The following is a 24,756-nucleotide window of genomic DNA, read 5'->3' as shown; positions in this document are numbered from 1 at the left end:
TACATAATTGAGGAGCAGACATGAGCGCGCAGCGGTTCGTCGGCAAAGTGGTTCTGGTGACCGGGGGTGGGAGCGGCATCGGCCGGGGTGCGGCCGTGGCGTTCGCTCGCGAGGGGGCCTCGGTCGTGGTGGCCGGGCGCGGTGAGAAGCAGCTGGCCGAGACGGTGGGGGCGATCGAGGAGGCGGGGGGCAGGGGCAGCTTCGTCGTCGCGGACGTCACCGAAGAAGCAGACGTGCGGCGCATGGTCGACACGACCGTGGAGCGCTACGGGGCATTGGATGTCGCGTACAACAACGCCGGTGTCCTGGGGCAGCCGGCGCCCGTGGCCGACGTCGAGCCGGCCGACTGGCAGTACGTCATGGACGTGAACGTGACCGGCGTGTTCCTCTCCATGCAGGCGGAGATCCGGTACATGCGTGAGCACGGCGGCGGCGTCATCGTCAACACGTCGTCGAACATCGGGGCGCACGGTCGCCGGCCGAACCTCGGCGCGTACGCGGCTTCGAAGGCGGCCGTCAGCGTGCTCACCCGCGCCGCGGCGCGCGACCACATCGGCGACGGCATCCGCATCAACGCGGTGAGCCCCGGCGCCTCCGACGCGCCGATGTCCTACCGGCCCGGCGAGAGTCCGGCCGCGCGCGAGGAGCGGCTGCGCACCGAGATTCCCCTGGGGCGCCACGGTTCGGTCGACGAGGTGGCGGCCGCGGTGCTGTGGCTTGCCTCGGACGAATCGGGCTTCGCGGTGGGGCACGACCTGGTCGTCGACGGCGGGGTCACCGCGTAACCGGTCGTCGAGACCATCGCGGTTCGAGGAGGACTCATGAGCACGGAGGCAACGGTGGAAACCCACGAAATCGAGGTTGGCGAACCGTCGAGGTTCGCGGTGCCGGCGATGTTGCTCGCGTTGTTCGTGATGCCGATCGGCATCACGGGCACGGCGATCGCGGTGCCACGGATCGCCGACGAGCTCGGCGCGAGTCCTTCGGGGCTGCAGTGGGTGGTCAACGGGTTCAACGCGGCGTTCGCCGTGTTCACGCTCGTGTGGGGCGTGGCCTCGGACCGGCTGGGGCACAAGCGCACGTTCGTGTCGGGTTCGGTGCTGATGGTGGTGGCGTCGGGGTTGAGCGCCGTCGCACCGAACCTGCCGGTGCTCGACCTCGCGCGGGTGCTGGCGGGGGTGGCCGGCGCGGCGATGTTCACCGGTGCGTCGGCGATCATGTCGAACGCCTACCCGCCGGGCAAACGTGCGCGCAACTTCGCGTTCCTGGGCACCACGATCGGCGCGGGCGTCGCCTTGGGCCCGACCATCGCCGGTCTGCTGACGGAAGCGGTGGGCTGGCGCGGCATCTTCGTGGTGTTCGGCGCCGTGGTGGTGCTGTCGTTGTTCGTGGTGAAGGTGGTGCCTTCCGGCGAAGTCGCGGAGACCGGCGGCAGGAAGGTGGACTTCTCGCTCCTGAAGAACGCCCGGTACCTGGCGTTCGCGTTGGTTCCGGTGGCGGCGGCCGTGGGATACGTGCCGCTGATGACCTACCTGCCGATCGCGTTGAGCGCGATCAAGGGCCTCGACACCGCGACGTCCGGTCTGGTCATGCTGGCGATGACGGCTCCGGTGCTGGTGGGGCCGACGATCGCGAGCCGGGTGCTGCACCGGTTCCCGGACGTGCGGCCGATGACGGTGATCCGCGCGGCCCTGCTGCTGATGGTCGCCGGCGACGCGGGAATGCTGCTGCTGGGCGGCGGCGCGAGCCTCGGCTTGATCATCGTTCCGATGCTGCTGCTGGGGTTCTCGTTCGGGCTGCCGCTGGGCCTGGTCGACGGCGAGGCCATCGGTTCGGTCGCGCGGGCGAACGCGGGCACGGCCGCCGGCGTTCTGAGCTTCCTGCGCCTGGGCAGCGAAGCGGTGGTCATCGGCGGCTACTCCGCAGCGCTGACCGTGTTGCTCGGCAGGGACATCGCGGACACCGCCACCGCGAACGCGGTCGCCGCCGGGGCGGGCGGCCACGCGGCGGAGTACGCGGCCTCGTACCACGTGGTGCTGGTCGTCATGATCGCCCTGTCGCTCGTGGTCGGCGCCGTGATCGTGCTGCTGGACCGGATCACCCGGCACGGCTGACGGCCCGAGCACAGGCCCGCGAGGTTGAGACACGTGCGCCCTTGCCTCGCAGGCAGCGACCTCGGCCATCCGAGGGAGTGCGCAAGAATCGTGGTGTGCACTCTCGTCGGCGTTTCGAGAACCCGCCCGCTCTGGCCCACGAGGTGGTCGTCGAAACGTTGGAGCGCGCGCTCACGGACCGGGCGCACGAGACCGAAGCGCCGAGCGTGGTGGTCGGAACCGCGTTGAACGACGAAGACCAGGCGTTCGTCGAGCACTGGTGCGTCGAAGTCGGGACGCGGGCCGCGCCGGGCAGCGAGCTGCTCGGCCTGGCGGGCCTGTGCCTGGGACACACCGCTCGGCGGTTCGGCCGGCTCAGCGACGAGGCCTTCGCGCCGGCCGCATCGCTGGCGGCGCGCGCCGAGGCGAACCCGGCGGACGTCGACCCACGGGCACTCGACGGCTTCGACGACGTCAGGGACTTCCTGCACCGCTGGTGACTCCGGCATGAACGGCAGGCTCGGCGAAGTCGAGGGCCTCACGGTCAGTCTGGACGCCGTGACGACGAAGCCGGCCGACTTCGAACGCTGCCGACCGGAATCGCCGCAACGGGCCGGTGATGGCCGTATACCCGCGCCAGGACGCCCGGGTCCTCTGAGCCGGGTGGCCGGCTCGTGCGCGATCATGGGTCTATGGCGAATACATCCGACGATGGGCGTTATCCATCGATCGAGCCGCACGAGTCGGGCATGTTGGAGGTCGGCGACGGCCATTCGCTGTATTGGGAAGTGTCAGGAAACCCCGAGGGCAAGCCGGCGGTCGCGCTGCACGGCGGTCCCGGTTCGGGGAGTTCTCCGCGGTACCGGAGCCTGTTCGACCCGGACCGCTATCGCGTGGTCGTGTTTGACCAGCGCAACTCCGGGCGCAGTACCCCTTCGGCGACCGACCCGGTCGTCGACCTTTCGGCCAACACCACCCAGCACCTTGTCGCCGACATCGAGGCGCTGCGGGCCCACCTGGGAATCGAGCGCTGGCTGGTCGAGGGTGGCTCGTGGGGCGTCACCCTCGCTCTTGCCTACGCGCAGGCATATCCGGAGCGCGTGACCGAATTGGTGCTCGCGGCCGTGACCAACGGCAACCGGAGCGAGACTGACTGGATCACTCGCGACATGGGCCGCGTTTTCCCGCGCGAGTGGGAACGATTCCGCGACGGCGTACCGTCCGCCGAACGCGACGGCGACCTGTCCGCCGCCTACAGCCGGCTGCTCCACGATCCCGACCCCGAGATCCGCGCCAAGGCCGCACACGGGTGGTGCGAGTGGGAGGACACGCACATGTCACTGGCTCCCGACGCCGCACCGTCTCTGTCGGTCGCAGACCCGGCTTTTCAGCTGGCCATCGCCCGCATCGTGACCCACTACTGGTCCCACGGCTGCTTTCTGGACGAGGGACAGCTACTGCGTGACATCGAGCGGCTCCACGGGATTCCGGCCGTGTTGATCCACGGGCGTTACGACGTCAGCGGTCCACTCGGCACAGCCTGGGCACTGCACCGGGCCTGGCCCGGAAGCGAGCTCGTCGTTCTCGACGACACCGGTCACGGTGGCAGCAGCATGACCGCGGCGATCGTCGCCGCCACCGACCGCTTCGCCCGGCATCGAAGCTCCTAACGTCGCGATCTGCTGCCCCAGCACATCGCGAACCGGCTCAACACGACCGTCCCAGACGATGGTTCTCAGTACGAAACAAATCATGAGACCCCACGATGTCGGCCTCCTGGGACCCGGTTCACCGGAAATCCCGTGAACTCAAGGACAAACCCTTCAGATCCAGAGCCGCCAGGTGGTCCGCCACCACCGACACCGTGCCCTGGCCCACCTGGGCGATGCCGCGCACCAGGAGCACCGAGTGGTTCTGCAGCAGGCGGCGGTGGCGGCGCCACACACCGACGGACACGATGACGTTGGTCATGCCCGTTTCGTCCTCCAGGTTGAGGAACGTGATGCCCCCGGCGGTGGCCGGGCGTTGTTTGTGGGTGACGGCGCCGCCGACGTGGATGCGGGTGCCGTCGGGGACCGACAGCAGCGCCGAGGCCGGGAGGGCGCCCAGGGTGTCGAGGTGGGCGCGCAGGAACGAGACGGGGTGGCGCTCGGGCGTGATGCCGGTGGCCCAGAGGTCGGCGGTGGCGAGTTCGAAGGCCGTCATGCCGGGCAGCGGGGGCGCGTGGCTGCCCAGCGCCAGGCCCGGCAGGTGGTCGGGGCGGGTGGCGGACGCGGGGCCCGCCGCCCAGAGGGACGGGCGGCGGTCGCCGAAGACGCCGGCCGTGGCGAGGGCCTCGACGACCGGGCGGGCGAGCTGCACGCGTTCGGTGAGGTCGCCGATCGACGTGTACGGGCCGCCGGCATCGCGTTCGGCGACGATGTGGTCGGCGGTGTCCTGCCCCACCGAGCGGATTCCGGCCAGGCCCAGGCGGATCGCGACGCCGCCGGCACTGTCCGAACAGGACTCGAGCGTCGCGTGCGCCTGGGAGAGGCCGAGGTCGGGTGAGAGGGTGACGACGCCGTGGTGGCGGGCGTCGGCGACGAGCGACTGCGGGCTGTAGAACCCCATGGGCTGCGCGCGCAGCAGGCCGGCGCAGAACGCGGCCGGGTAGTAGCGCTTGAACCACGCCGAGGCGTAGACGAGCAAGGCGAACGACATCGAGTGCGCCTCGGGGAAACCGTAGCCGGAGAAGGCGTGGATCTGTTCGAAGATCCGGGCCGCCAGCTCCGGGGGCACGCCGTTGGCCGCGGCGCCCTCGAAGAACCGGCCCGCCAGCCGGCGCATCTTCTCGCTGGATCGCTTGGCCCCCATGGCCCGGCGCAGCTGGTCGGCCTCCGCGGCGGTGAACGACGCGACGTCGCGCGCCATCTGCATCACCTGCTCCTGGAACAGCGGCACGCCCAGGGTGCGTTCCAAGGCGGGCGCCAGCAACGGGTGCGCGTGCGACCACTCCTCCTCACCGCGGCGGCGCCGGATGTAGGGGTGCACGGACCCACCCTGGATCGGGCCCGGCCGGATGAGCGCGACCTCCACCACGAGGTCGTAGAACTCGCGCGGCCGCAGCCGCGGCAGGGTGCCGAGCTGCGCGCGGGACTCCACCTGGAACACGCCGACGGCGTCGGCCTCGCACAGCATGTCGTACACCAGCGGGTCGGCCAGATCGAGGTCGTGCAGTCCGATGTGGACACCGTGGTGCTCGGCGACGAGATCGATCGTGTAGTGCAGCGCGGACAGCATGCCCAGGCCCAGCAGGTCGAACTTCGTGAGCCCGATCGCGGCGCAGTCGTCCTTGTCCCACTGCAGCACACTGCGGTCGGCGGCGGTCGCCCACTCCACGGGCACGATCTCGGAGACGGGGGTGCGCGCGATCACCATGCCGCCCGAGTGCACCCCGAGGTGCCGCGGCGTGTCCTCGAGCCAGGCGGCGGTCTCCAGCACGTCGTCGGGGATCTCGTGGCCCTGCTCCCCCGGCGTCGCCCCGACCGCGACCGACGACCAGCGGTCCACCCGCTTGCCGAACGCGTCCTGCTGGCCGGTGGAGTACCCGAGCGCCTTCGCGGCGTCGCGGATGGCGGAACGCGAACGGTAAGTGATCACATTCGCCACCTGCGCTGTGTGAAAACGACCGTGCTTCCCGTAGACGTACTGGATCACCTCCTCACGCCGGTCCGACTCGATGTCGACGTCGATGTCCGGCGGGCCGTCACGCTCGGGTGCGAGGAACCGTTCGAACAACAACCCCCACTTCACGGGGTCGGCGTGGCTGATCTGCAACGCGAAGCACACCGCGGAGTTCGCGGCCGAACCCCGGCCCTGCGCGAGGATGTTCGATTCCCGGCAGAACCTGACGATGTCCCACACCACGAGGAAATAGCCGGGAAATCCGAGCTGCCGGATCACTTCGAGCTCGTGGTCGAGCCGGGCGTAGGCCTCCGGGTTGTCCGCGCGGCCGCCGTAGCGCACGGTGGCACCGGCGAACGTCAGGTGACGCAGGTAGTCGTCCTCGTCGGCGAACCCCTCGGGCACGGCGAACGGCGGCAGTGCCGGCGCCACCAGAGCGAGATCGAACGCGCACTCCACCCCCAGCAACGCGGCCCGCTGCACCGCGCCCGGGTACCGCGCGAAGCGGTCGGCCTGCTCCGCGCCGCTGCGCAGGAACGCTGTGCCGTCGGCAGGCAGCCAGCCCTCGAGGTCGTCGACCGACCGGCGCGCCCGGATCGCCGCGACGGCCGCCGCGTGCCGCGCCTGCTCGGGGCGCGCGTAGTGGACGTTGTTCGACGCCACCGTCGGCAGCCCCAGGTCGTCCGCCATCGAGGCCAGGCGATCGTTGTGCACGCCGTCGAGCGCCACGCCCTCCTCCAGCAGCTCGACGGCCACGTGCTCCCGGCCGAACCGGTCGGCCAGCGTCCGCAGCGCGGCGGCCGCCCCGGCGTCGTCGCCGCGGGCGAGGGCGCTGCGGACCGCGCCCTTGCGGCACCCGCTGAGCACGAGGGCGTGGCCACGCAGCTGTTCGGCCACGTCGTCGAGCGCGAGCACCGGACGCCCCTTCTCCCCCGCCAGCTGCCCGCGCGAGATCACCGCGCACAGCCGCCGGTACCCCTCGATGTCACGCGCGATCACCTGCAGGTGCGTGCCGACGGGGTCGGCCACCCCACCCTGCGGCGCGGGCAGCCCGAGCGAGAGCTCCGCCCCGTACCCCGTGCGCACCCCGATCTCCCGCGCGGCCTCGGCGAACCGAACCGCGCCGTACATGCCGTCCCGGTCGGTGAGCACGAGCGCGTCGAGACCCAGCCGCACGGCTTCCTCGACGAGCGACTCCGGCGACGCGACACCGTCGAGGAACGAGAAGTACGAGTGCAGGTGCAGCTCCGCGTAGGGCACCCGCCGCACGTCGGTCTCCACATCCGCCCACGGCCGCAACCGCTCCGGCGCCCGGTACCCCTCGCGCTTGCGCGACCACGCGGGCGAGTCCCCGCCGTCGCCCCGCACGGGCGCCCGCCCCGCCGCGATCCGCTCCAGCTCCGCCCACCGCATGAGGGGGTTGTTGAACCCACCACGCCGCTGGTGTTCGGGGTGTTGCTGTTCCACCGCACTGCCCTCGTTCGCGTGAAACCGCCGCGGGGAGACAGCGTGTCCGGACCCGCACCCGGCATGGGAACAGGTGTTCGAACGACCACCATACCCCGGGAGCCCGGTCGCCTCACCTCGGACGGGCGATGCCCCGGGGACCGCAGGCGCGGACCGTGGCACACGAGCGTGCCCACGTGGTGGTCCGGCCACCCCACCGACGAGCAGGAGGCCGACCATGGCGAACCCGGCAGCTCCCGCGCCGCCGGGTGAGCCCGCGGGTCAGGCGGACCCCGCGAAGCAGCTGCGGTCCGCCGCGTATGTGCGGCTGCTGGTGCTCGCGGCGATCATCGGGGTGCCGATCTCGGCCGCGGCGTACTTCTTCCTCCAGTTCGTCGGCGAGCTGCAGCGCTGGGTCTACACGGACCTGCCGCACGCGGTCGGGTTCGCCGAAGCGCCGTGGTGGTGGCCGCTGCCGATGCTGTTCGCGGCCGGGGTGCTCGTGGCGGTCGCGGTGCGGTACCTGCCGGGCAATGGCGGGCACGTCCCCGCCTTCGGCTTCTCCCCCAGCGGCGCGCCGACGCCCGCGCAGTTGCCGGGTGTGCTCCTCGCGGCCCTGGCCACACTGGGGCTCGGCGCGGTGCTGGGGCCCGAGGCGCCGCTGATCGCGCTCGGTTCGGGGCTCGGGGTGTGCGCGATCCGGCTCGCGCGGCCGCACGCGCCGAAGCGGGTCGGGGCCGTGGTCGCGGCGACGGGGAGCTTCGCCGCCGTCAGCACCCTGCTGGGGTCGCCGATCCTCGGGGCGTTCCTGCTGATGGAGGTGTCCGGGCTGGCCGGGGCGACCCTCGGCCTGGTGCTGCTGCCCGGTCTGCTGGCCGCGGGTATCGGCACGCTACTGTTCATCGGGCTGGACTCGCTGACCGGCCTGGGGCCGGCGTCGCTGGCGCTGCCCGAGCTGCCGCCGTTCACGCACCCGGACATCTCCCAGTTCGGCTGGGCACTCGTGATCGGGGTGGCCGCCGCGCTGCTGGGCACCGCCGTGCACCGGATCGGGCTCGCCCTGCACTCCCGCGTCGAGAACCACCTCCTGGTGCTCACCCCCGTCGCGGGGCTCGTGGTCGCCGGCCTCGCGATCGCCTACACCAGCGCGGGCGGACGCCTCTCCGACGTGCTGTTCTCCGGCGAGACCGCGCTGCCCTCGCTGCTGGAGAACAGCGCGACCCACTCCGTGCCGTTGCTCCTGCTGCTCCTGGCCACCAAGGGCCTGGCGTACGGCGTGTCGCTGGCCGCGTTCCGCGGCGGCCCGGTCTTCCCGGCGATGTTCCTCGGCGCCGCCAGCGGGATCGCCCTGTCGCACCTGCCCGGCCTGCCGCTCGTCGCCGGGGTGGCGATGGGGATCGGCGCGATGTGCGTGGTCATGCTCCGGCTGCCGCTGACCTCCGTGCTGCTCGCCACGCTCCTGCTGTCCTCCGACGGGCTCGCGGTGATGCCGCTGGTGATCGTCGCGGTCGTCGTGGCGCACGTGGTGGCGGCGTGGCTCGCCCCGCGGCCGGCGGCCGAACCGGACGAGACCGTGGCGACCCGGTAGCCGATCCGGCTCGTGACCAGCCACTGCGATTACAGTACAACTCGAATCTGTCGTGAGCACCACAAGGAGAACGAGCATGCCCCAGCTCCAGGTGATCGCCCGCTACACCGTTTCGGCCGGCAAGGAGGGTGAGGTCGCCGAGCTGGTGCCGCGACTGGCCGAGGCCGCGCGGACGGAACCGGGGAACCTGGCGTTCGACGTGTACCGCTCGTTCACCGACCCGCGCTCGGTGGTGCTGCTCGAACGCTACGTCTCACGGGAGGCGTTCGCGGAGCACCGCGAGACGGAGCACTTCAAGCGGATCGTCCTCGAGGGCATCGTGCCCCTGCTGGACGACCGGGCGGTGGAGCTGTTCGACGTCGAGTGAGGTCCACTGTGGACCGATGAGTCCACAGTGGACCCCGGGATCACTCCTCGGGCACGCCGTAGCGGCCCTGCACGGCTTCGGCCGCGCGGTGCCGGTCGGCGTCGGACCACTCACCCAGTTCGTAACCGTGCCACGGCTCGGCCAGCGCCAGGTCCGGCAGGCCCAGTTCCTGCCACAGGTCCTGGGCGCGGTCCATGAACTCCTTGGCCGGCAGGGAGGTCGGCGGGTAGGGGCGCTTGCGCGTGGCGTCGATGAGCAGCGCCGAGGACAGGCTCCCGTCCTCGGCGGCCGACGGGTCCAGGCGCGGCAGCTTGCCCGGCAGGATCGTGACGTCGCGCGCGGGCTGCATGCGGAAGCTCATCGCCCACACCACGGCACTGAGGTCCTCGGGGTCGACGTCGTCGTCCACCGCGATGATCGTCTTGCCCATCGAGGCCTCGTACCCGGACGCGGCGTAGAGCGCCTGGCGCGCCTGGCCGGGGGTCGGGTTCTTCAGCTGGATCACGAAGAACATGTTGCAGGTGCCGCTCTCGTGCGTGACGAAACGCTGCACCGCGTTGATGTTGCACGCCTGCTTGAGGAACCGCAGGTACACGTTCTCGAACGCGATCTTGCGCATCAGCGTCGACTCGCTCGGCGGGAACTCGCTGATGAAGGCCTGCACGACCGGCGCCGTGCGGTGCGTGATGCAGCGGACCCGGAACACCGGCGAGCTCGTCTGCGCGCCCATGTACCCGCTCGCCTCACCGAAGGGGCCCTCGGGTTCGAGGTGCTCGGGATCGATCTCGCCCTCCAACACGATCTCCGCGTGGGCGGGCACCTCCAGGTCCACCGTCTCGCAGCGCACGACCTCGAGCGGCCGGCCCATAAGGCCGCCCGCCACGGCGTACTCGCTCACGCCGAACGGGATCTTCTGCGCGGCGGAGAACCCGACCGCGGGCACGGCGCCGAGCACGATCGCGGCCTCGAGCTTCTTGCCGAGCCGGCGCGCCTTGGCCAGGTGGATCGCGATGTGCTGCGTGGGCGTGTCCATCTGCAGGCCGATGCGGTCCGGCCCCTTCACCATGCCGCGGTAGATGCCGACGTTGTACGTGCCGTCCTCCGGATCCTTCGTGATCCAGTACGGCGCGGTGAGGAACGGCGCCGGGTCGAAGCCGGGTGTCGAGATCGGGTGCGGGAACCCGTCGACGCCGCCGGCGTCCAGCATCGACTGTCCCGTGAGGACGTTCTCCTTGCACGGCCCGGTCTCGACGACGACCGGCTCCACCGGACCCGACAGCGCCGCGGCCCACCGCCCGGCGACCTCGTCGGGCTTCGCGGCCAGCGCCGTGGTGTAGACCGCGCGCGACGACGCGAACGCCCCCATCACCACGGTGCCCTCGTAGCGCTTGCCCGACCCGTCGGTGACGTTCTCGAAGAGGAACGCCTTGCGCTCGGCCTCCGGCAGCCCGCGGAACTGCAGGCGCACCAACGGAACAAGCTCGGTGTCCTTGTCGACGGGCCGGGTCACGCGCACCAGCAGCCCGCGCCGGTCCAGCTCGGCCAGGTACTCGCGGAGGTCGCCGTAGGGATAGTCGTTCACGGCTGTCGGTTCCTCTTTCGTCGACGGGAAGAACTCACGGACGCCTTGTTACGGGGGCTGTTAACAAACGCGTGCCACACTGCGGAACCACCGGGGACCGGACACGGCACGATCACGATTCTCCTTGCCAGGAAGGGCATCCGGCCCGGTGAGAGTCCACTTCGTCCGCGAAACCCCCGCGGTCCGGCGTTGACACAGCACCAGGCGCGACCTATCGTCTCCCGCATCATTTATGGCTGTCAAGTCAGGTACTAAAGTCAAATAAATCCCATCAACCCGCGGCACCCGTCCCCCGCCCGCACTCACCGTCGAGTGTCGTGGTGCTGGGTGCCGCCCGGGCCGAGGAGCGCGCGGATGCGACCCGCTGCCACTTTCGACCACTGTCTCACCGAGACCCCATTGACCCCCAAGGTCCTCGCGATCGCCGCCATCGGCGGCGCCGCGGTGATCTTCGACGGCTACGACCTGCAGTCCTTGGCGTACGCACTGCCCAAGATCGTCGCCGAGTGGCACATCTCCCCCGTCCAGGCGGGGCTGCTCGCCTCCTACACCTTCGTCGGCCTCTTCATCGGCGCCGTCGGCCTCGGCGCGCTCGGCGACCGCTTCGGCCGCAAGCGGATGCTGGTGCTGGGCGTGTCCGTGTTCGCGCTGTTCATGGGCACCGCCGGGTTCGCCGGCGACTACACCACGTTCGCCATCCTGCGGTTCTGCGCCGCCATCGGCATGGGCGGCGTACTCCCCGCGACGATCGCGATGCTCGGCGAATACGTGCCCGTCCGCCGCCGCGGCCGGATGACCGCGGTGTCGGCCGGCTGCTTCACGTTCGGTTTCGTGGTGGCGGCCGTGGCCGCGACGCTGCTGGTGCCGGACTTCGGCTGGCGCCCGCTGTTCCACATCTCCTACGCGGCCCTCGTCGTCGCCGCCCTGATCGCGTGGTTCGTGCCCGAGACGCCCCAGTTCCTCGCCACGCGCAGCCGGTACGAGGAAGCCCTGGCGACCGTCAAGAAGGTCTACCCGGCGATCTGGCCGACAGCGCAGGCCACCGACCCGGCGACGTTCTTCACCGGTCCGCGCACCGAGAACGGCAAGATCCAGCTCCGCACCCTGTGGACGGCCCGCTACCGCAACTCCACCCTCACCCTCTCCCTGCTGTACCTGTTCCTGCAGTTCGTGGTCTACGCGCTCGACTTCTGGATGGTGTCGCTGCTGGTGAAGCACGGCCTGTCGCTGGTCGGCAGCTACTCCTACGCCATCGAGCAGGCCGCCGCGGCCACGATCGGCGGGTTCATCCTCGGCTGGGTGCTCGACCGCATGAACCAGTACGCGGCGCTCGCCATCGCGTTCGCCGCGGGCGGTGTGTGCCTGGTGCTGTTCGGTTTCGCGAGCTCGGTGGTCGCGCTCTACCTGCTCAACGCCCTGGCCGGCGCGTTCATCATCGGCGGCCAGAACGTGGTGCACACGCTCGTGATGGCCACCTACGGACCGGAAGCCCGCGCGACGGGCCTCGGCTGGGCGCTGGGCATCGGCCGCCTCGGCGGGCTGCTCGGCCCGCTCATCGGCGGTTACCTGCTCGCCGCGTCGCTACCCTTCCCGGTGTACTTCCTGGTCTTCGCGGTGCCGGCGGTACTGTGCTCGATCACCGTGGTGGTGCTGCGGGCCGTCAAGAAGCCGGAGCCGGCGCCGCTCGCGCGCCAGCTTGACCCAAAATATTAAGCTAAGTACATTACTTGAGTACTGTTAATTTCTTGACCAGGAAGGCCACCATGCGCCTTGCCGTGCCCGACCTCGTCTCGAACTCCTACTTCCCCGCCATCGCGGCCGTGGAGCTCGGGTACCTTCGCGACGAGGGTCTCGACGTGGAGCTGGAACTCCTGTTCCCCGTCACCGACGCAGCAATCGCCCTTCGCGAGGGGCGGATCGACTACCTCGCCGGGTGCGCCCACGCCCCGCTCTACGCCGACTCCACCTGGGGCGGGCAGAAGCTGCTGGCCGCGCTCGCGCAGAACATGTACTGGTTCCTCGTGGTGCGGCCGGATCTCGACATCACCCGCGAGACGCTCGCGAAGCTCCACGACGTCCGCATCGGTGCCGCGCCCGGCCCCGACCTCGGCCTGCACCGCCTGCTCGACGCCGAGGGCGTGGACCTGAAGGGCGCGAACGTGACCATCGCCCCCGTGGCGGGGGTGGCCGGCGACGTCTCGTTCGGCGTCACCGCCGCCAAGGCCCTCGCCGAAGGCAAGATCGACGCCTTCTGGGCCAACGGGATGGGCACCGAGGTCGCGGTGCAGCGCGGGGTCGGCAAGGTCGTGCTGGATGCCCGGCGCGACAAGTCCGCGCACTCGCTCTACACCTTCCCCGCCCTGATGACCACGGACCGCACGGCCGCCGAACGGCCCGAGGAAGCGGCAGCCGTCACCCGCGGTGTGCTGCGGGCCCAGCGCGAGCTGGTCCGGGACCCGTCGCTGGCCACCCGGGTCGGCGCCGCGTTGTTCCCGGAGATGGAGGCCGGTCTCATCGCCGGACTGATCGAGCGCGACGGTCCGTACTACGACCCGGCGATCTCCGCCGAGGCCGTGGCCGGGCTCGCCGGGTTCGCCCGCGCGACCGGTCTCACCGAGCGCGAGCTGTCCTACGACGACATCGTCGCCGCCGGCGCTCGCGGACTGTGGTCGGCCTCGTGAAGATCGCTCTCGTCCAGGTCGCGAGCCCCGAGGACGAGCCCGTCGCCGCCCGGTTCGACCGGGTGGCCGGGCTCGTCCGCTCGGCGGCCGAGGCCGATCTGATCGTGCTGCCCGAACTGTGGGCCACCGGGTACTTCGCGTTCGACGACTACGCCCGCGACGCCGAGCCGGCCGACGGTCCGGCGCTCGCAAGGCTCGGTGAGCTCGCCCGCGAAACCGGTTCCTACCTGCACGGCGGCAGTTTCGTCGAGCGCCTGCCCGACGGTGCCCTGCGCAACACCGCCGTGCTGTTCAGCCCGGCCGGCGAGCTCGTGCACAGCTACAGCAAGGTGCACGTGTTCGGCTACCAGTCGAAGGAAGCGCAGCTGCTCAAGCCCGGCGACCACGTGTCCGCGGTGGCGACGCCGTTCGGCGCGGTCGCCGGGACCACGTGTTACGACCTGCGCTTCCCCGAGCTGTGGCGCTGCCTCGTCGACGCCGGTGCCGAGATCGTGATCGTGCCGGCGGCCTGGCCCGCGGCGCGGCTCGCGCACTGGCGGCTGTTCACCACCGCGCGAGCGGTGGAGGACCAGGTGCTCGTGGTGGCGTGCAACGCCACCGGCACCCAGGGCGGCGTCGAGCTCGGCGGCCACAGCCGGGTCGTGGACCCGTGGGGCACCGTGCTCGCCGAGGCCGGCACCTCCGAGGGCATCACTTGGTGCGACGTCGATCCCGCCGTCGTGCCGGCCACCCGCGAGCAGTTCCCCGTGCTCGACGACCGGCTCACCAGCTACACCGACCTGACCATCCGAGGAGCGCACGCATGACCGCACTCACCTTCACCGTGGCCGGGACGGGCGAAACCGTCGCGGTCGCCGACTTCGACCTCGTGGTCGCGGGCTACACCGGCCGCGACGAGGCCGCTGTGAAGCACCACATCGACGAGCTCGCCGCCATCGGTGTGCCGCCGCCCGACTCCGTCCCGGCGTTCTACGAGCTCGAGGCGGGGCTGGCCACGCAGGCCGCCACCATCTCCGTCGACGGTGGCAACACCTCCGGCGAGGTCGAGCCGGTGCTCGTGCGCGCGGGCGGCAAGCTCTACCTCACGGTGGGCTCCGACCACACCGACCGCGACATCGAGACCTCGAGCGTCAAGGACTCCAAGGCCGCCTGCCCGAAACCGCTCGGCACCACCGTGGTGCCGGTCGACAACCCCGACTGGGACGCGATCATCGCCGAGTCCACTGTGGATGGCGTCCGCTACCAGCACGGTCCGCTCAGCGCGCTGCGCATCCCGACCGACGTGCTGGACCTGCTCGACCGCTCCCCCGAGCGCGACCTGGTGATGTTCTGCGGCACGCTGACCCTGCTCGACGGCAAGTTCGTGCCGGGCAAGGCGTGGACGCTGTCGCTGGCCCTGCCCGGCGGTCCCGAGCTCACGCACACCTACTCGGTGTCCTGACCCCCCGTATCGGAGAGAGAAACCCCATGGCCAAGCCGGAACACGAGTTCTTCCCCGTCAAGACCGTCGAGTTCACGCCCTGCGCGGGTGTCGTGCCGCAGCTGACCGAACGCATCCTCGCGGCCGACGGCGACAGCGGCGTCGCGACCCGCATCCTGCGGTTCGAGCCCGGCACCGACACGACCCCGAACGGCGTGCAGGTGCACGACTTCTGGGAAGAGGTCTACATCCTCGAAGGCTCGTTCCACGACACGCGCCTCGGCAAGACCTTCTCGGCCGGCGACTACGCCTGCCGCCCGCCGGGCATGGAGCACGGCCCGTGGACGAGCGAGGAAGGCTGCCTCACGTTCGAGGTGCGCTACCGCGCGAGCTGACCGTCCAGAGCAGACGAAGGGGCGCCCGTTCTTCGGACCGGGCGCCCCTTCTTGTCACGCCGACACACCACCAACCAACGCAACGGCCACTACCAACGCACGTCCGTACTCACCCAGGCCCCTCCCCGCACCCCGATCCGAAGCCTCACTGCGGTCGCCAAGTCGTTGTCAAGGCATCTTTCCCGCCTTGACAACGACTCAGCGACCGTCAGCACAATCCAGCTTCGGGGTGCATGCGCAACCGCAACCCGCCCCACGAGGACAACACCTCATGGAAACGGGGCGCCCGGCATACACCAGGCGCCCCGCGGTCTGTCTGCCCCCCTCAGGGCCTCTCTCAGGCCTGCCCGGTCTCCGTCCGGCCACTGAGGTCGTAACCGGCCAGAGCACCATCCACAAGCGCCTCCGCACGAGAGAAGTCATAAATCTGACTCATCCGCGACTTCACCAGGAACGGCGCACCCGCATAGAACATCTCGTACTGCTGATGACGGCTGGCAAACTCCGACCCGACAAGATCCCACACCAGCTTCAACAACTTCACCCGCTCAACCGTCGGATGCCCCGGCGACTGCACATACCGTTCAAAATCAGCCCGCGCCTCGGCGTTCTCGAAATCGGCGGCAGAGGACGGCAGCTGGATCACACCACCACCCACAAGATCACGGACCAGGTGCAGCAGCTTCGGGTAGAAGTCCGACTGCAGCGTCATGGTCGCGTAGCACTCCTCGCGACCAGGCCACGCCACGCCCTTCTCGTCGAGCTCGCAGTTCTGCTCCTGCGCGTAGACGAGACCCGACACCATGGCCGCGTGGGCGGCCAGCTCGCCGAGCACACCACGCACGGGCGGGAACTTGTCCGAGCCGTTCATGCGCGCGACGCGCAGCGCGAGGCCCGCGAGCAGGTCCAGCTTCACGGAGAACCGGATCTGGGCCTGGTTGTTGCCCAGCAGGTGCGCCGGGGTGCGGCTCCACTGGTCGCTGGTGATCTGGCGGTCGCGGAACACGAACACCTTGTCCCACGGCACGAACACGTCGTCGAACACGATCAGCGAGTCGGTCTCGTCGAAGCGCGTGGCGAGCGGGTAGTCGTACACGCTCGTCGCGGCTTCGGCGTAGCTGCGGCGCGAGTAGATCTTCAGGCCCTCGGCGCCGATCGGCACGGCGACGGAGATCGCCTGGTCCTCGTCACCCGGCTGCAGCGGCACGATACAGCTGAGCACGAGGTAGTCGGAGATGGCCGCGCCCGTGCCGAGCATCTGCGCGCCGGCGATGACGATGCCGTCCTCGCGCTCCTCCTTGACGCCCGCGTACAGGTGCGGGTCGGCCTGCTGGTGCGCGGGCTTGCTGCGGTCGATCTGCGGCGGCACGATCGCGTACGAGCAGTACAGGTCGTTGTCGCGCACGTACTCGTAGAACTTCGTGACGTTGTCGGCGAAGCGCTGCTCCCCCGCCGCGAAGACGTCGGAGCGGCCCGCCCAGCCGGCCAGGAAGCCGGCGACGTGCTCGGGGCCGCGGCCCATGAGCCCGAACGTGGCCTCGGCCGTCTTGCGCAGCGCCACCCGGCGGCGGCGCAGGTCGTCCTCACCGCGCGGGATGAGGAACGACAGGTTCACCGGCGCACCGGTGATCGGGGACGGGAACGTCATCTCCGCCGCGTTGGCGGGGTCGTGCGCCACGTCGTACACGCGCGCGATGGACTCGACGGCCCCTTTGAACGCGGGGTGCGCGGCGACATCGGAGACGTATTCGCCGTCGACGAACACCCGCCGGTTGTCGCGCAGTCCTTCGACGTAGTCCTTGCCGGAACGCGTCACGCCGTTTCCTCCAGTGCGATCGGTAGCGGCCGGGGCCGCGGGTGGTGGACTCCTGCCTGCAGCTGCCGGTAGCGGCCGCGGAAGTGCAGGAGCGGTTCGTGGTGCGGCAGCGCCGAGCTAAGCCCGATGCCACCGACTTTGGCGATGAGCACGGCGTGCGTGCCCGCGTGCACGTCCTGGTCGATCTCACAGTCCAGGAACGCGAGGGCGCCGGAGAGAGCCGGGCTGTGCCAGCCCTCGTGGCGGGTGAGCCACTCCTCGGGCAGGGCCTTGTCCGCGCCCGGGCGGGCGCAGTGGTCCGAGATCTCGCGCGCCGGCGAGCCGAGGATGTTCACGCCGAACCGGCGGGTTTCGGCGATGCGCTCGTAGGTGCGGGTGGAACGGTTGACACAGACCAGGATCATGAGCGGTTCGACCGACACCGACGAGAACGCGGTGGCGGTCATGCCGAGCGGGCGACCGGCCGCGTCCGAGAGGGTGATGACGTTGACGCTCGCGGCGAACGACCCGAGAGCCGCCTTGAATCCGCTCGGATCACTGTCCGCGGGGTGCAGAGCCATGGGGGGACCTCCTGAGCAGAAGGCTAACAAGAATACCTTACTTTAGTCAACTAAATCGGTGCGACGTATGATCGCCGGGTTCAGTCGCCGCCGCGCTCGTCCGAGAAGCCGTGCTCGTCGAAGGGAAGCCCACTGCATGAACGACGCAATGCGCGCCTACACCAAGTGGGCCGACATCGGCGACGCCAAGCGCAGCCGCGAATTCCAGGCGTACGTGAAGAACATCGCCGACGCCCGCTACGTCACGCGCCGCGTGATGCGGATCGTCGACGAGCAGGCGAAGCACCACGGCCTGGAACCCCTGCTGCACCAGGCACTCCTGCAGGTCTACGGCGCGGGCGAGGCCCGCGGCATCACCGTGAGCACGCTGGCGGCCAGGCTCGACGTGGCGGCCGCGTTCGCCTCCCGCATGGTGCGCCGCCTCGAAGAGCTCGGCCTGGTCACGCGCGAGGCGTCGGAGAGCGACCGCCGCGCGACCAACGTCGTGGCCACCACCGCCGGTGCGGAGAAGCTCGCGGAGATCGACAACGAGGTGCACCACAGCGTCGCGTTCCTGCAGCACCAGCTGAACGAGGACGAACGCCTGTCGGCGCTGTCGATCTTCGCGTTCTACGTGGGCCTCGACCCGGAGTCGGCGATCGCCGAAGCGATCCGCGCAGCCGTCGATTCCTGACCTCTTGCTGATATAGTGTCCTCAGGTCATTGACTTGATGATGGCTTCTTGAGAGCTGAAGCTTCTTGGAGATGCACGGCTTCTCGAGGACGCGGCACGGAGGGGGATCGCGGTGGAGGACGAGACCGCCCAGCTACTCGCCCTGTGGGGTAAGGGCGCGGTCGCGTCGAGCGACCTCGATTTCGCCAACCACGTCAAGGCGATCGCCCACGCGCGGTTCGTGCTGCGCAAGATCCTGCGGCTGCTCGACGAGCAGGCCATCGCGGGCGGGCTGCAGCCACTTCAGCACCAGGCGCTCCTGCAGATCTTCGGCGCCGAGGGACCGCTGCCGGTGAACAAGGTCGCCGAGCGGCTCGACATCGCGCCCGCGCTCGCGTCGCGCCTGATCCGCCAGCTCGAGGAGAAGGGGCTCGTGCACCGGGCCCGGATCCCCGACGACCGGCGGGTCATCGCCGTGCACGCGTCGGAGGCCGGCATCGAGGTGCTGCGCACCATCGACAACGCCGTGCACCACCACGTGAACCACTTCCAGCGCCAGCTCACCGACGAGGGCAAGTTCGGCGCGCTGGCCACGTTCTCGTTCTACCTGGGACTGGACTCCGACCCACGGCTGGCGATGCTGCTCACCGCGGCCGGGCACCACGCGCACGCGCACCACCGCTGAGAACCCCGGCCGCCGTGGAAAAGGGCTCCGGTCCGGGTGTGTCCACACCGGACCGGAGCCCCTTGGTCTGTTTCACGCGGTGGTGCTTCAGCGCGAGCGTGCTCAGTGCTCCGGCCGGTACCGCAGCAGGAAACCCTCGGCGGCCGACACGAGCATGTTGATCACGAGCGCCACCAGCCCGACCACCACCACGAGCCCGTAGACCTGCGCCGACTGGAAGTTCTGCTGCGCGGTCTCCATGAGCTTGCCCAGCCCGGACACCTGCGTGCTGATCTCGACGACGAGCACCAGCACCAGCGTGAGCGGCGCCGCGATCTTCACGCCCAGCAGCAGGCCCGGCACGATCGCGGGCAGGTGGATCTTGCGGAACGCCGCCAGCTTGCCGAGCCGCAGCGTGGAGGCCACGTCGGAGAGGATCACGTCGGCCGCCTTCGCCGACTGGCGCACCTGCAGCAGCACGGGCCACAGGGCACCGAAGACCACCACGTAGAGCTTCATCGACTCCGTGTAGCCCACGAGCAGCACGGCGAGCGGCACGAGCGCGACCCCCGGCAGGAACCGGAAGTACTCGAGGATCGGGCCGAGCAGTCGTTCCGCGAGCGGGACGTGGCCGATCAGCAGGCCGAGCACCGCGCCGATCACGGTCGCGGCCAGCAGCGAGATCACGAACGTCTCGAGCGTGGCCAGCAGCCCGCCGAGCAACGCACCGCCGGAGGTGAGCTCCCACGTCTGGCTGAACCACTGCGCCGGCGGCGGGAAGAACGTGCTCGAGCTGTCGCCGATCACTTGCCACAGCACGAGCAGCAGCGCCAGCGGCAGCAGGCCCCGCAGCGGCGCGACCCCGGGTTTGCGGGTTTTACGCGGCATCGTCGGCTCCCCTGGCGGCTTGACGGGCACCCGGCACGAACCGGAGTGTCCACACGAGAATGAAGTTGAGGACGATGCCGAGCACACCGGTGAGCAGGATGTAGGAGAACATCGCCGCCGGGCGCAGCGACTGCTGCGACTGCACGAGCGCGTAACCGATGCCCTCGGGGTCACCGACGATCTCCGCGACGATCGCCAGCACCAGCGCGGCCGAGAGGCTCAACCGCAGTGCCACGATGATCTTCGGCAGCGCGGTGGGCAGCGCGAACTTCACGACCTTGGCCACCGGCGAGAGACCGAGGGTGCGCGCGAGGTCCCGGTGCACCGGGTTCACGCCACGCACGCCGTCGATCGTGCTGATCGCCACGGGCCAGATCGCGACCCACGCGGCGATCACGATCTCCATCTCCACGGTCTGCGCCAGCAGGATCACCACGATCGGCACGAACGAGATCGCGGGCAGCGCGCGCAGCACCTCCACCGACGCCATGCCGTAGGTCCACGCGGGACGGACGAGCCCCAGCAGCAAGCCGAGCAGCAGGCCCAGCACGGAACCCAGCGCCCAGCCACCGAGGCAGGCGGCGAGCGTGTGCAAGGTGTTCGTCATCAGCTCACCGGACGAGGCCAGATCCACTGTGGACGACCAGATGTCCGACGGGGCCGGCACGTTGTCGTAGGGCAGCAGCCCGGCCGATTTCACCAGCTGCCACAGCAGGATCACGGCCACCGGCACCGCGAACCCGATCAGGCGCCTCATTCGGCCCCCGATTCCTGGGCCTCGGACTCGGCCTTCAGCGCCTCGTACACGCGGTGGCGGGCGGCGAGGTAGGCCGGGAGTTCCTTGGTGGCCACCTGGTCGCGCGGGCGCGGCAGGTCGATGCGCAGTTCACGCCCGACCGTGGCCGGGCGACCGGCGAGCACCAGCACGCGGTCGGACAGGTACACGGCTTCGTCGATGTCGTGGGTCACGAACACGACCGTCGCGCCGGTGACCGCGGCGACCTTGAGCAGCTCGTCCTGCAGCTGCGCCTTGGTCATCGCGTCGAGCGCGCCGAAGGGCTCGTCCATCAGCAGCACTTCGGGCCGCATCACGAGCGAGCGCGCGATCTGCACGCGCTGCTGCATGCCGCCCGAGAGCTGCCACGGGTAGTCCCTGCCGCGGTCGGCCAGGCCGACGAGCTCGAGCGCCTCGCGCACGCGTTCGTCGCGTTCGGCCTTGCTCGTGCGGCCTTCCAGGCCCAGCGCGACATTGCGTTCCACGGTGCGCCACTGCAGCAGCGACGCGGCGTAGTTCTGGAACACGATGCCGACGCCGGTCGGCGGGCCGGTGATCTCCTTCCCGCGGAACCGCACGGACGAACCCTCGCCCGGGGACAACAGTCCGGCGAGGATCCGCAGCAGCGTCGTCTTCCCGGTGCCCGACGGCCCGAGAATGCTGAGGAACTCCCCTTGGGCACAGGAAAACCCGACGTCTTCGAGCACCCGCAGCACCTTGTTGCGCGTGCGGTACTCGACGAAGAGCTTCGAACAGGAAAACGCATCCGCCGTCTCGGTGGCCGGTGCGGTGGCTTCTACGGTCACGGGATCGGGACCTCCTTCAGGGCTGGCGTTGGCCATGATGGGCGCCTAACCTTCCACACGTCAATGACTTGAGTAGTGCTTTTTCGTCTGCGATCCAGCCTTAACAAGTCTGTTACCACGGCCCTGAGCTGGACCATTGAGAGATTAGCTAACTTGAGTTACTGTCTCTGCTCAACTACTTCGGATAGTGAACTACTCCCCGATCCCCACTCCCCCCAACTCCCACGGAGGCGTCATGAGGGGCACCCGCATCACCACGCTGGTCACCGCAGTTCTCGCGGGCGCGCTCGCCGTGTCCGGCTGCAGCGGTTCCGGCGACTCGGCATCGAGCGACGGCACGATCCGCGTGGCGCTGAACAACACCAACGATTCGCTCGCGGTCGTCGTCGCCCAGCAACAGGGTTTCTTCACCAAGCACGGCATCAAAGACGTGAAGACGACGACGCTGAACGACATCACGCTGGTGCCCTCACTGCTGGGCAAGCAGTACGACCTCGGGTTCAGCGTCGCGCCGATCATGCTGCGCGCGTCTTCCTCGGGGGTTCCGCTCGTGGCCGTGTCGGGCAACAACGGCGACTCGCCCGAGGACCAGAGCGTGCAGATCTTCGTGCGCCCGGAGATCACCGACGTGAAACAGCTCAAGGGCAAGCGCATCGGCTCCCCCACCCTCACGGGCAACATCAACATCTCCACCAAGGCGTGGCTTTCGAGCAACGGCGTGGACCCCGCGGCCGAGCAGTTCGTGCAGGTGCCGACGCCGAACATGATCGACGAGCTGAAGGCCGGCCAGGTCGACGCCGTCGAGGTGATCAACCCCTTCATCAGCGTCGGCAAGCAGGCCGGCATGCGCAGCCTCGGTGACCCGGAGCGGGCGCTGAGCCCGAACTACCTCGGTGGCACGTACTGGATCGCCTCGAAGGACTGGACCTCGGCGAACCCCAAGCTCGCCGACGGGTTCAAGGCGGCGCTGCAGGACGCGGCGCAGTGGATCAAGGACAACAACGACAAGGCCTACGTCGCACTGGCCGGCTACACCAAGGTGACCGCCGAGCAGGCCAAGAAGTCGCCGCTGGGCGAGTTCACCACCGAGGTCTCCCAGAACGACCTGAAGATCTGGGGTGACGCCATGAAGAAGTTCGGCGGCTTCGGCGGCACGGTCGACTACAGCAAGCTCGTGTACACCGGCTCGAAGTGACAGGAGCACCAGAGTTGTCTACAACGGACAGCACCGCGGCGGCGGTCACCTACCGCCCCGCGGGCACCCCGTCCTCCCTCGAGGACTTCCACGCACCCGACGGCGTTTCCCTGCAGTACTACGAGATCACGTCCCTCGACGGACGCTCCGGACCGGCCGCGCACCTCGTGCCGGCGGAGCCGCTCGCGGGCGCCCCGCTCGTGCTGAGTGTGCACGGCAGCGGCGGCAGCATCGGCAGCCTGCCGGTGCGCACGCTGGCGCTGGGCCTGAGCGGCCGCGGCGTGCCGGTGCTCGCGATCAACACCCGGCAGTCGGGCGAAGCCGTGAACACCGACAGCTTCTACGCGACCGTGCGCGACATCGAAGCGGCGTTCTGGACGGCGCGCTCACTCGGGTACTCGAAGATCGTGCTGCACGGGCACAGCCTGGGCACCTCGCAGGTCACGTACTTCGCGGCCACGCACTTCCACCCCGAGATCGCGGGCATCGCGCTGACCGGCATGTTCGCGGATCTGCCGTGGAAGTCCCGGCACCTGCTGATCAACGACGAGGCCACCTACCGCGCGCTCACCGAGGAAGCCGTGGCGGCCGTGCAGGCCGGCGACTTCGGGCGCACGCTCTCGACCAAGATGTCGTGGCTCGGCGGGCGGTCGATGTCCGTGACGGCGCAGCACTTCCTCACCTACCGGCGCACGGGCACCGCCGGCGCGCGCAGCGTCGACTGGATCGCGCGCGTGCCGAACCCGATCCTGATGGTTCGCGACGAGCACGACACCGTGATCCACGACTTCGAGCCCGGCTGGCTTCAAGCTGCGCTGGAGCAAGGCATCTCGCCGTCGGTCACGTCGGTGTCGCTGCCCTCGCCGGAAGGCACGGAGGGGCACCGCTTCGACGGCTCCGGCGAGGCGCTGGTGGACACCGTGGCCGGCTGGCTCGCGAAACTCGGCTGAAAGGGGATTTGAACACCATGGGACAGCGTGTTGTGGTCGTGGGTGCGGGTCCGGTCGGCGCGGTGTTCGCGCTGGCCGCCGCCCGGCGGGGGTTCGACGTGACGCTGCTCGAAGCGGAGGAGGGAGTGGAGGACGCACCGCGCGCGGCGACGGTGCACCCGTCCACCCTGGCTATGCTCGGCGAACTGGGCCTGATGGACGACGTCGTGGAGCGCGGGCTCGTGGCGCGGTACTTCGACTTCTGGGACCGGCCGGATCGATCGATGATCACCCGGTTGGACCACGACGTGCTGCGCGACGTGACCCCGTATCCGTTCGTGGTCCAGATCGAACAGCACAAGATCGTGAACATGGTGCTGGAGCGGCTCTCCGGAGTGGACGTCCGGTTCGGACAGCCGGTGACGGGCGTGACGCAGACCGCGGACTCGGCCACGGTGCACACCGCCGACGGCCCGATCGAGGCCGACTTCGTGCTCGGGTCGGACGGCGGGCGCAGCACCGTGCGCAAGGCGCTCGGGATCGAGTTCGAGGGCTACACCTGGCCCGAGCGGTTCCTGGTGCTCACCACGCTGTTCGACTTCCAGTCCGAATTGGACTGCAGCTACCGCAACTACTGGGCCGACCCGCGCGAGTGGGTCAACCTGTTCAAGGTCGCGGGCGACGACGGCAAGGGCCGCTGGCGTGCCGTTTTCCCCACCACGGTCGGCGAAACCGACGAGGAAGCCGTCGGTGACGAGGGCGCGCGCGCTCGCCTGGCCGGCCTCGCGCTGTCGGGCGACCCGGCCGGCCGGCTGGTGCACCGCAAGCTCTACAACGTGCACCAGCGCGTGGCGAAGGACTTCCGCTCCGGGCGGGTGTTCCTCGCGGGCGACGCCGCCCACGTGAACAACCCCATCGGCGGACTGGGCCTCAACTGCGGCATCCACGACGCCGTCGAGCTGGCCGCTTCGCTGCACGAGTTCGCCGGCAGCCGCGACGAATCCGTGCTCGACCGCTACACGCTGCGACGGCGCACGGTGAACATCGAGTTCGTGCAGCAGCAGACCGTGACCAACAAGCGCCGGCTCGAGGAGAAGGACCCCGTGCGGCGCAAGGAACGGCTCGCCGAGCTCGCGGCACTCGGCGACGATCCGGAGCTGGAACTGAAGTTCCTGATGAACTCGTCGCTGCTCAACAGCGTGGCCCGCGCGGCCTCGCTCGGCTGAATCGTCTCCC

The 24,756-nt window shown here is 69.9% G+C and carries 23 protein-coding genes; 16 read left to right on the top strand and 7 right to left on the bottom strand.

Annotated features, from left to right (window positions below; translation table 11 throughout):
• The first annotated feature begins 20 nt into the window (after positions 1-20).
• The 4 genes from ACWEOE_RS22710 to pip all read left to right on the top strand — a co-directional run bounded on the left by ACWEOE_RS22710 (position 21) and on the right by pip (position 3,763).
• Positions 21-785, top strand: a complete 765-nt coding sequence (locus ACWEOE_RS22710; RefSeq protein WP_452012289.1) for an SDR family NAD(P)-dependent oxidoreductase — start codon at positions 21-23, stop codon at positions 783-785.
• 36 nt (positions 786-821) lie between these two features.
• On the top strand, positions 822-2,114 hold the full coding sequence (locus tag ACWEOE_RS22705) for an MFS transporter (RefSeq protein ID WP_452012287.1): 1,293 nt from the start codon (positions 822-824) through the stop codon (positions 2,112-2,114).
• Between the two features lie 95 nt (positions 2,115-2,209).
• The gene (locus ACWEOE_RS22700) at positions 2,210-2,593 is read left to right on the top strand and encodes a hypothetical protein (RefSeq protein WP_452012285.1); all 384 of its coding nucleotides are present in this window, start codon (positions 2,210-2,212) and stop codon (positions 2,591-2,593) included.
• 192 nt (positions 2,594-2,785) lie between these two features.
• The gene (gene pip, locus ACWEOE_RS22695) at positions 2,786-3,763 is read left to right on the top strand and encodes a prolyl aminopeptidase (protein ID WP_452012404.1); all 978 of its coding nucleotides are present in this window, start codon (positions 2,786-2,788) and stop codon (positions 3,761-3,763) included.
• 118 nt (positions 3,764-3,881) lie between these two features.
• Here pip and ACWEOE_RS22690 read toward each other — a convergent pair whose 3' ends face one another.
• A complete protein-coding gene (locus ACWEOE_RS22690; protein ID WP_452012403.1) occupies positions 3,882-7,169 on the bottom strand; it encodes an error-prone DNA polymerase in 3,288 nt (1,095 codons plus the stop codon).
• Positions 7,170-7,440: 271 nt separating this feature from the next.
• On the opposite strand from ACWEOE_RS22690, the gene ACWEOE_RS22685 reads away from it, so the two are divergent.
• Both ACWEOE_RS22685 and ACWEOE_RS22680 read left to right on the top strand, forming a co-directional pair.
• The gene (locus ACWEOE_RS22685; protein WP_452012283.1) at positions 7,441-8,790 is read left to right on the top strand and encodes a chloride channel protein; all 1,350 of its coding nucleotides are present in this window, start codon (positions 7,441-7,443) and stop codon (positions 8,788-8,790) included.
• Between the two features lie 76 nt (positions 8,791-8,866).
• Positions 8,867-9,157, top strand: coding sequence for a putative quinol monooxygenase (locus tag ACWEOE_RS22680; protein ID WP_452012282.1), 291 nt, complete (start codon positions 8,867-8,869; stop codon positions 9,155-9,157).
• Positions 9,158-9,197: 40 nt separating this feature from the next.
• On the opposite strand, the gene ACWEOE_RS22675 is transcribed toward ACWEOE_RS22680, so the two are convergent.
• Positions 9,198-10,739: a UbiD family decarboxylase gene (locus ACWEOE_RS22675; protein ID WP_452012280.1), complete on the bottom strand. Its 1,542-nt coding sequence runs from the start codon at positions 10,737-10,739 to the stop codon at positions 9,198-9,200.
• 354 nt (positions 10,740-11,093) lie between these two features.
• On the opposite strand from ACWEOE_RS22675, the gene ACWEOE_RS22670 reads away from it, so the two are divergent.
• From ACWEOE_RS22670 to ACWEOE_RS22650, 5 genes are read left to right on the top strand one after another with little or no spacing between them, the layout of a single operon-like run.
• Positions 11,094-12,452, top strand: a complete 1,359-nt coding sequence (locus tag ACWEOE_RS22670) for an MFS transporter (RefSeq protein WP_452012279.1) — start codon at positions 11,094-11,096, stop codon at positions 12,450-12,452.
• A gap of 32 nt (positions 12,453-12,484) precedes the next feature.
• The gene (locus ACWEOE_RS22665; RefSeq protein WP_452012277.1) at positions 12,485-13,420 is read left to right on the top strand and encodes an ABC transporter substrate-binding protein; all 936 of its coding nucleotides are present in this window, start codon (positions 12,485-12,487) and stop codon (positions 13,418-13,420) included.
• The gene (locus ACWEOE_RS22660) at positions 13,417-14,226 is read left to right on the top strand and encodes a carbon-nitrogen family hydrolase (protein WP_452012275.1); all 810 of its coding nucleotides are present in this window, start codon (positions 13,417-13,419) and stop codon (positions 14,224-14,226) included. The genes ACWEOE_RS22665 and ACWEOE_RS22660 overlap by 4 nt, the downstream gene beginning before the upstream one ends.
• Positions 14,223-14,861 (top strand): DUF2848 family protein, encoded by a 639-nt coding sequence (locus ACWEOE_RS22655; protein WP_452012274.1) that lies wholly within the window; start codon positions 14,223-14,225, stop codon positions 14,859-14,861. Before ACWEOE_RS22660 ends, ACWEOE_RS22655 begins: the two co-directional genes overlap by 4 nt.
• A gap of 26 nt (positions 14,862-14,887) precedes the next feature.
• Positions 14,888-15,235, top strand: coding sequence for a cupin domain-containing protein (locus tag ACWEOE_RS22650; RefSeq protein WP_452012273.1), 348 nt, complete (start codon positions 14,888-14,890; stop codon positions 15,233-15,235).
• A gap of 337 nt (positions 15,236-15,572) precedes the next feature.
• On the opposite strand, the gene ACWEOE_RS22645 is transcribed toward ACWEOE_RS22650, so the two are convergent.
• The gene (locus tag ACWEOE_RS22645) at positions 15,573-17,051 is read right to left on the bottom strand and encodes a 4-hydroxyphenylacetate 3-hydroxylase family protein (RefSeq protein WP_452012271.1); all 1,479 of its coding nucleotides are present in this window, start codon (positions 17,049-17,051) and stop codon (positions 15,573-15,575) included.
• On the bottom strand, positions 17,048-17,611 hold the full coding sequence (locus ACWEOE_RS22640) for a flavin reductase family protein (RefSeq protein WP_452012270.1): 564 nt from the start codon (positions 17,609-17,611) through the stop codon (positions 17,048-17,050). The genes ACWEOE_RS22645 and ACWEOE_RS22640 overlap by 4 nt, the downstream gene beginning before the upstream one ends.
• Before the next feature lie 136 nt (positions 17,612-17,747).
• On the opposite strand from ACWEOE_RS22640, the gene ACWEOE_RS22635 reads away from it, so the two are divergent.
• Both ACWEOE_RS22635 and ACWEOE_RS22630 read left to right on the top strand, forming a co-directional pair.
• Positions 17,748-18,284, top strand: a complete 537-nt coding sequence (locus ACWEOE_RS22635; RefSeq protein ID WP_452012268.1) for a MarR family winged helix-turn-helix transcriptional regulator — start codon at positions 17,748-17,750, stop codon at positions 18,282-18,284.
• 112 nt (positions 18,285-18,396) lie between these two features.
• Positions 18,397-18,948: a MarR family winged helix-turn-helix transcriptional regulator gene (locus tag ACWEOE_RS22630; RefSeq protein WP_452012267.1), complete on the top strand. Its 552-nt coding sequence runs from the start codon at positions 18,397-18,399 to the stop codon at positions 18,946-18,948.
• A gap of 102 nt (positions 18,949-19,050) precedes the next feature.
• Here ACWEOE_RS22630 and ACWEOE_RS22625 read toward each other — a convergent pair whose 3' ends face one another.
• The 3 genes from ACWEOE_RS22625 to ACWEOE_RS22615 are packed head-to-tail and all read right to left on the bottom strand — an operon-like array spanning position 19,051 to position 21,396.
• Complete coding sequence (locus ACWEOE_RS22625; protein ID WP_452012265.1) at positions 19,051-19,815, bottom strand: ABC transporter permease; 765 nt, start codon at positions 19,813-19,815, stop codon at positions 19,051-19,053.
• Positions 19,805-20,572: an ABC transporter permease gene (locus tag ACWEOE_RS22620; RefSeq protein WP_452012264.1), complete on the bottom strand. Its 768-nt coding sequence runs from the start codon at positions 20,570-20,572 to the stop codon at positions 19,805-19,807. Before ACWEOE_RS22620 ends, ACWEOE_RS22625 begins: the two co-directional genes overlap by 11 nt.
• Positions 20,569-21,396, bottom strand: a complete 828-nt coding sequence (locus ACWEOE_RS22615; protein WP_452012263.1) for an ABC transporter ATP-binding protein — start codon at positions 21,394-21,396, stop codon at positions 20,569-20,571. The genes ACWEOE_RS22620 and ACWEOE_RS22615 overlap by 4 nt, the downstream gene beginning before the upstream one ends.
• 235 nt (positions 21,397-21,631) lie before the next feature.
• Between ACWEOE_RS22615 and ACWEOE_RS22610 the strand changes: the two genes are divergently transcribed.
• From ACWEOE_RS22610 to ACWEOE_RS22600, 3 genes are read left to right on the top strand one after another with little or no spacing between them, the layout of a single operon-like run.
• Entirely contained in the window at positions 21,632-22,591 is a 960-nt protein-coding gene (locus ACWEOE_RS22610) for an ABC transporter substrate-binding protein (RefSeq protein ID WP_452012261.1), read from the top strand.
• A 14-nt stretch (positions 22,592-22,605) separates the two neighbouring features.
• Entirely contained in the window at positions 22,606-23,541 is a 936-nt protein-coding gene (locus ACWEOE_RS22605; protein ID WP_452012259.1) for an alpha/beta fold hydrolase, read from the top strand.
• Positions 23,542-23,558: 17 nt separating this feature from the next.
• Positions 23,559-24,746 carry an FAD-dependent oxidoreductase gene (locus ACWEOE_RS22600; RefSeq protein WP_452012258.1) on the top strand — a complete coding sequence of 396 codons (1,188 nt, stop codon included), beginning with the start codon at positions 23,559-23,561 and terminating at the stop codon, positions 24,744-24,746.
• Positions 24,747-24,756: the final 10 nt, after the last annotated feature.

It is taken from the genome of Amycolatopsis sp. NPDC004368 (assembly GCF_053602515.1).
The sequence above is the reverse complement of the archived record's forward strand: the minus strand, read 5'-3'. Positions and strand labels throughout refer to the sequence as shown.